General features: G+C 66.6%; 6 protein-coding genes. All 6 read left to right on the forward strand.

Annotation, left to right across the window (positions count from 1 at the left end; translation table 11 throughout):
• Window positions 1–677: 677 nt before the first annotated feature.
• Complete coding sequence (locus tag AB0C62_RS41965; RefSeq protein ID WP_362982557.1) at window positions 678–1,091, forward strand: SRPBCC family protein; 414 nt, start codon at window positions 678–680, stop codon at window positions 1,089–1,091.
• Window positions 1,092–1,222: 131 nt separating this feature from the next.
• Window positions 1,223–1,360, forward strand: a complete 138-nt coding sequence (locus tag AB0C62_RS41970) for a cytochrome c oxidase assembly protein (RefSeq protein WP_362982559.1) — start codon at window positions 1,223–1,225, stop codon at window positions 1,358–1,360.
• A gap of 11 nt (window positions 1,361–1,371) precedes the next feature.
• Complete coding sequence (locus AB0C62_RS41975; protein WP_362982561.1) at window positions 1,372–1,569, forward strand: hypothetical protein; 198 nt, start codon at window positions 1,372–1,374, stop codon at window positions 1,567–1,569.
• 543 nt (window positions 1,570–2,112) lie between these two features.
• Complete coding sequence (locus AB0C62_RS41980; RefSeq protein WP_362982563.1) at window positions 2,113–2,319, forward strand: hypothetical protein; 207 nt, start codon at window positions 2,113–2,115, stop codon at window positions 2,317–2,319.
• A gap of 35 nt (window positions 2,320–2,354) precedes the next feature.
• Entirely contained in the window at window positions 2,355–2,537 is a 183-nt protein-coding gene (locus AB0C62_RS41985; protein ID WP_362982567.1) for a hypothetical protein, read from the forward strand.
• A gap of 2,072 nt (window positions 2,538–4,609) precedes the next feature.
• Complete coding sequence (locus AB0C62_RS41990; RefSeq protein WP_362982565.1) at window positions 4,610–4,948, forward strand: MerR family transcriptional regulator; 339 nt, start codon at window positions 4,610–4,612, stop codon at window positions 4,946–4,948.
• Window positions 4,949–5,623 lie beyond the last annotated feature (675 nt).

Raw genomic sequence — 5,623 nt, forward strand, 5'->3', positions numbered from 1 at the left:
CCTTGGCGATGATGCCCGCGAGCAGACCGATGAGTATCCAGGCGATGATGCCCATGATGTGTGTCTCCTACCTGGTCGTATAAAGGCCGTGTCAGAGACTCCGTATGTTCGGTGACGGCGATCTCAAACCCCCGCCTTGCTGCGCGGAAACGATCGACCACGCTCGCCGACCAAAGGCCGACGGCCAGCCCTGCACGCTGCCCTAGCCTCCGTCCGGGCCCGCGGGTAGAACCTTCGCGGTGCCGGGCGATGACGGCCGGTTTCACCCGGGGCGGGCCGACTGACTGCTGTGCGGCGAGAAGCCGGCCGACGGTGGCTTGAGCCATCGCCAGACCTGCCAGTGGATGGAAACGGACCAGGTTGGCTGTGGTTCCCTCGCCGCCGAGTGGACCGTCCGAGAAGTTGGAGCAGGCACCGACCCTGCCGTTGTTGACCGTTCCCAGCGATACATCGGGTGGCCGCTACGAGCTGAGGCACCTGTTGCCGCCAAGGGCCGCCCGAACCGCCGCCGTTCGGCGCCTGGGCGCCGCCCTGGTCGACGCACTCAATCAGGCTCGGAGAACGCGAGGACGGATGAGGGGCGGGGCAGCGCCTGTACTGCCCCTGGGTCATTCCTTCGTGGGTGGAATCGGCGGGTGTGGAGTGATAGGGCGACCGATCCGGGAACTCACCTTCGCATGAGCGACTACGACAACACGATCACCGTCGACGTCCCGCCCGACAGGCTCTTCGACTACTTGGCCGACGTCGAAAACCTTCCCGCGTACCTGCCGCGGCTGTCGGCCGCCCGCCGCCACGACGGTGAGCGCGTCACCGTCACAGCCCACGTCGATCTTCCCGAGGGGTCCGAACAGGATGTGACCAGCGAGGCGTGGATCCGAGTATTGGAAGAGGGGAAGATCCTCGTGTGGGGCACGCCCGGCCCCAGCGACTACCACGGACAGCTCCACGTCGCGGTCGGCGACGACGAGGGAACCTCCCGTCTCACCGTCGAACTGCACACCGAGCACGTCGAGGGAGCCCAGGTCGACGATGGCCTGCGCGAAACCCTGCGTGGTATCAAGGCTGCCGTGGAACGTGCAGACGGCTGACCTTCTGACAGGAACGGCCTACCGTCGCGAAGACATCGTCCGGCCCGGATGAAGGAAATTCATCGACAGCGCGTGGCGGCGGTGTGGCGGCGAGATCGGTCAGGTGAAGCGCAGAGAAGCCTGCTCCGCGGGTGGTCCTGCACGCCCACTTCCTCGCGACCGGGTGTCTGTTCGCCTACGTCATCGCGGGCACCAAGCCCGCGCCCGCGCGGCCTGGCGTACGCACCGGCTTGGGCTACCTCGTGTCGCGATCGCCGCACACGCTCTGATTGCTCAGGCCATGTACGGCGGAATCTTCGTCGACATCCACGCTTCTATCGGCCAGGTCCAGCAGGGCGCCGAGATCATGTACTACGGAGGCGACATCGCCGAACTTTTCCTGGCAGGAGCGCTGGTGGCCACCTGGCGGCCCGAATGCCCCCGCGGGAGGGACCGCGGGAAGCAGACGAAACTGAGTGGCCTACCAGCGGGCAACTGAGACACAAGGCGTCTGGAGAACCGTCCAGCCTGCTTGGAGATCCGCACTATGAGCCCGGGCCACTCGTGAGGGTCCGCGCGATGACAGGGACCTCACGGGGCACGGGCCGGCTGCGTCCTTGGAACCGGCGCGCCCTTGTGGGGACGACGCGTCTCGCCCATCGACACGGGTCTTTGCATCGCCGCGGCTGCCGGCCGGTGCGGGAACGGCCGTCCATAATGGGGAGGTTGTCTCCCGTCCGGTGACGAGTAGCGCGGGAGGCGGCCCTCCCGTCGTCGCTGTGGTCGCGCCTGCGGGCGTGGGCGGTCGCGCTCCTGCTGGCGCGACCGCCCACCTTCCACTCCTCCCCAGAGCACCGGGCTCGCGCCGCCAACGGAGCCGGCGCCGGGCGCTTGGCGGCGACACACTGTCGAGGTTCTGGCGGTCAGCACGCGGTCGTCACTGACACGCGCGTCAGCTGACCGCACGCCTACGTCCCTGCCAAGCGTGGCCCGCCCATCCGGCGCACCCTGGAAGGAGAAGCCCATCCCCCGGGAGGCGCCGATGGCGTTCCACGAAGGCGACCCATGGAAGGACCCGAAGCGCGCGCGTCGAGCCGCCGGCAGCCGCGTCGTTGTCGGATGCCTTTTGGCCGTTGCCCTGTTCGTTGTCCTGGCCGTCATCGAGCTGGAAGCCGCCATCGTCGTGGCCGTGCTCGCTGTTCTCACCGCGCTGGTTCTGTTCGCCACCAGTCGGCGACGCAGTCCCTGACAGCTGTCACTGTCGGACCTGGGAGCGAGAATGCGGTGATCACGATGAAGGTCTATGGCCTCACCTGGACCGATGCTGATGGCACGGCGCAGGCGTCCGGCGTCGGCTACGAGATGCCCAGTGCCAAGGACCGCAAGAAGCGGCTTGGAGGCGGGGGCTCCACGGACATTGAGATCGTCGAGGTCAAGCTGGGGGAGCGTATCGAGCCGAAGGGCTGAAACCGGTGGGATCGACGACCTCGTACTCGTCGTGGATTTCGAGGGCGGCCCGGCTCGCGAGGTGCGGAGTCGGTATCGGGCCGCCGCCGGTGCTCGGTGGGGAGGGGTGGTGTTCGGTGCAACGACGGACCTCCGCTCCTGGCTACGCCTCATGAGGCCTTTTCGTTGCTAATGGGGTGAGTCGGTCATTAAGTGTGGTTCTGAAGCGTTCTATTCTTGTTCGATGCCCTGGTGTGGGCCGTGGAGAAGGGGAACGCGATGACGCTCAAGGTGCCACCGATCGCTGATGCCGATCCGAGCATCATGGCGTGTGCCGGCAGCCATGTCGGGCCGTGTTCGGGATGCGGGCGCAAGACCCACGGGTACGGGCCCGGCGGCCTGCCCTTGTGTACGTACTGTTTCGGTCCGCAGCAGGAGCGGTGGGGCAACGCGGTCCGCTTCAAGAGCACCCGGCCTTAGCTTTCCGCCTGCATAAGGCAGTCACCGCAGGGCCTCATCCGCAGTGCTGGTCAACGATTCGGCCCGCCCCAGGGGCGAGTTGGGGCGGGCCGGCCGTTGTGGGCTCGCCGGATCTGCTCCGATGAGCCCACCCCCTGAACCCCAGATGTTCAGGTCTTTTCCGCGGCCCCCACGGCCGCATGGCTCTGGGTAACCGCACTCTGGCCTCGAAACTCCGAAGTGGCCGCAGGTGGTCGAGGAGGACGCTGATGGCGCTGGCTGCGTCTGGCGGCACTGACTGCACCGGTTCAGTGCGTTGTTAAACTGGTCGGCCTCGACACGATCATCGCCTGTTATCCCACGCTCGCCGAAGCTCTCAAGCCCTGACGGGCGCACACGGCTGTTGGGCGGTCCGGTACCTGTGGGGATGGGCAGGTGAGGGGGTGGGGCAACACTGCGTGGTCCGCAAGGGCGGCCCGGTCCTCAAGGGGTGAAGTCGGCGCGGCTGCCCGTTCCGCCACACTCCTTGGCGCTCCTGCCCGGTCCCAGGACCCGAGAACTGGGACGGGGCCAGACGACGCGTGTCTTTAGTCCTTGCCGATCACGGGCCGCCTGCTGGTGAAGCAGGATCTTGCGGGCTGCGGCGCTGTGCGGACTGCGAGGGCGGCCCGGTTCGGGAGGGGGGTGAGCCGGGCCGCCACACCCCAACGTGCCCCTCCCGACAGGGCGCGGCCAGGCGGATGGGGCACACGGGTGAGCGGAAAGCCGCGGGTGGTCCTCCTGGAGTCGGTCAACAGGGCCGCCGTTCCCCTCGGCGCTTCTACCGATCTTCCTACCGGCAGTCCCGAAGCTCGCACGCCCGGAAACCTCTTCACCAGCCCAGCGTAAATCTGTGGTGGCTGGAGTAGACATTGCCTGATCGACTGGCTATGGTTTCTCTCGTAGCCAGGAAGACAGCAGGGCCCGACAGACACGAACTGCCGGGAGAGTAGAGATAGTTGCAGTGTGCAGGACGGTGCGGTGGTGGAGTTCCGAAGCCAGGGTTGTTGCAGGTCGGCGACGGGACTGGCGACCGGACCGGGTAGCCCGCAGTGATCAGGGGCCACCGCGAGCAGGACCGCAGTCAACTGCGGTGGCAGTACCGGTAAGCGCCGTACCCAGCAGTGAAGTCAGTGAGCAGTACCTCGGTGAAGGCGTCGGCTGCGGGCGCGCGCACCGGGAGGTTCGGCAGCGGGGTTCTAAGCCAGAGCGTTAGTTGCAGGACGGGCGACGGGGCTGGCTGCCGAAGAGTGACGCTTCCTCAGGTCACCGAGCAGTTCGCATCATGAGAAGGACGCAGTAGAGCAGTACCAGCAGTTGAAGTTGATTGATCCCAGAGGGAATGAACGGAGGAGCGAGGCGCCATCAGGATCGCCCGGGCGGATTGACTGAGCCCGGGTACCGCAGGACATCGATAGTGAGGTGGTCTCCGGTCGAGCAACCGCGATCCCCGCGAACCCTGAGCCAATCTGGTCGGGTTCACGGAAACAGTAGGCCGGCGCAGTATCAGGGCCGGCAGATGGTGTAGCAGTTCCTTCGGGGCCCTGGCACATGGTGCCAGGGCCCCTCCATGCGTTCGGTTTCAGAGAGGTGCGATGACAGCAGACGACTCGTTCGACCGGCTCGATGATGATGCCTACCCCGCGTACACGATGGGGCGGGCCGCCGAAATCCTGGGCACCACCCAGGGCTTCCTCCGTGCGATCGGTGAGGCACGCCTGATCACCCCGCTGCGTTCCCCGGGCGGGCACCGCCGCTACTCCCGCTACCAGCTGCGCATTGCCGCCCGGGCGCGCGAGCTTGTCGATCGGGGCACGCCGGTCGAGGCTGCCTGCCGCATCGTCATCCTCGAAGACCAGCTCGAAGAAGCGCAGCGCATCAACAACGATTACCGTCGCACCTCAGAGTCCGCGGATCCCGCTGCCGCAGCGTGAACACGGTCCCCTGGGGGCTTCCCGCGCGTGCTGGCCCGCGTCAGATGCTCCGCCAGTTCTGGTAGAAGCTGCCGCCCTGCCCGTGGTAGCCGGCGTCCCTGCCGTTGTCGAACTCGGGGGAGTTCTTGATCTGGTTCTTGGCGAGGGCCACGCGGATCTCGTGCTTGTTCAGGTCGACCGGCTGGACGGTGCCTGCTGGGAGCAGGATGTGCCTGGCGAAGATTCATGGGCCGGTGTCGAGGACGATGTAGGAGGAAGCGACATCGTCCGGGTGTTGCTCGACGATGTTGCCGTCGGTTCGGCTCGAGCCTCAGCTGGCGTCCCTTATGTAAGTACGGTGCCCTCATCGAATTCGTTGCCTGCCCTCAGTCGACCTGTGAGGGCTCTTCCGGCGTTATCGAATTCGGTGACATTCCTTCAGGAATGCGCGTGCCCATACTTCTTGATCCCGCGCTCGCTGTGCATCACGTGGATGGCCGGAGGCGGCGTGTTGGAGGGCCATGGTTCCTGGCGTCACGGCCGCCTCCGGCCATGACTGCCCGGTTACCCCGAACCGGAAGAATCACCACTTTCATCCTGTGATGGCTGGGACGCGACATGGGTGGGGCCCGACGCCGTGGCGCCGGCGCTCACCAGTCCGTCGCTGCCGAGCAGCCGTTCCGTGGTGATGCCGCG

It is taken from the genome of Streptomyces sp. NPDC048643, from assembly GCF_040650615.1.
Taxonomy (GTDB): Bacteria; Actinomycetota; Actinomycetes; order Streptomycetales; family Streptomycetaceae; genus Streptomyces.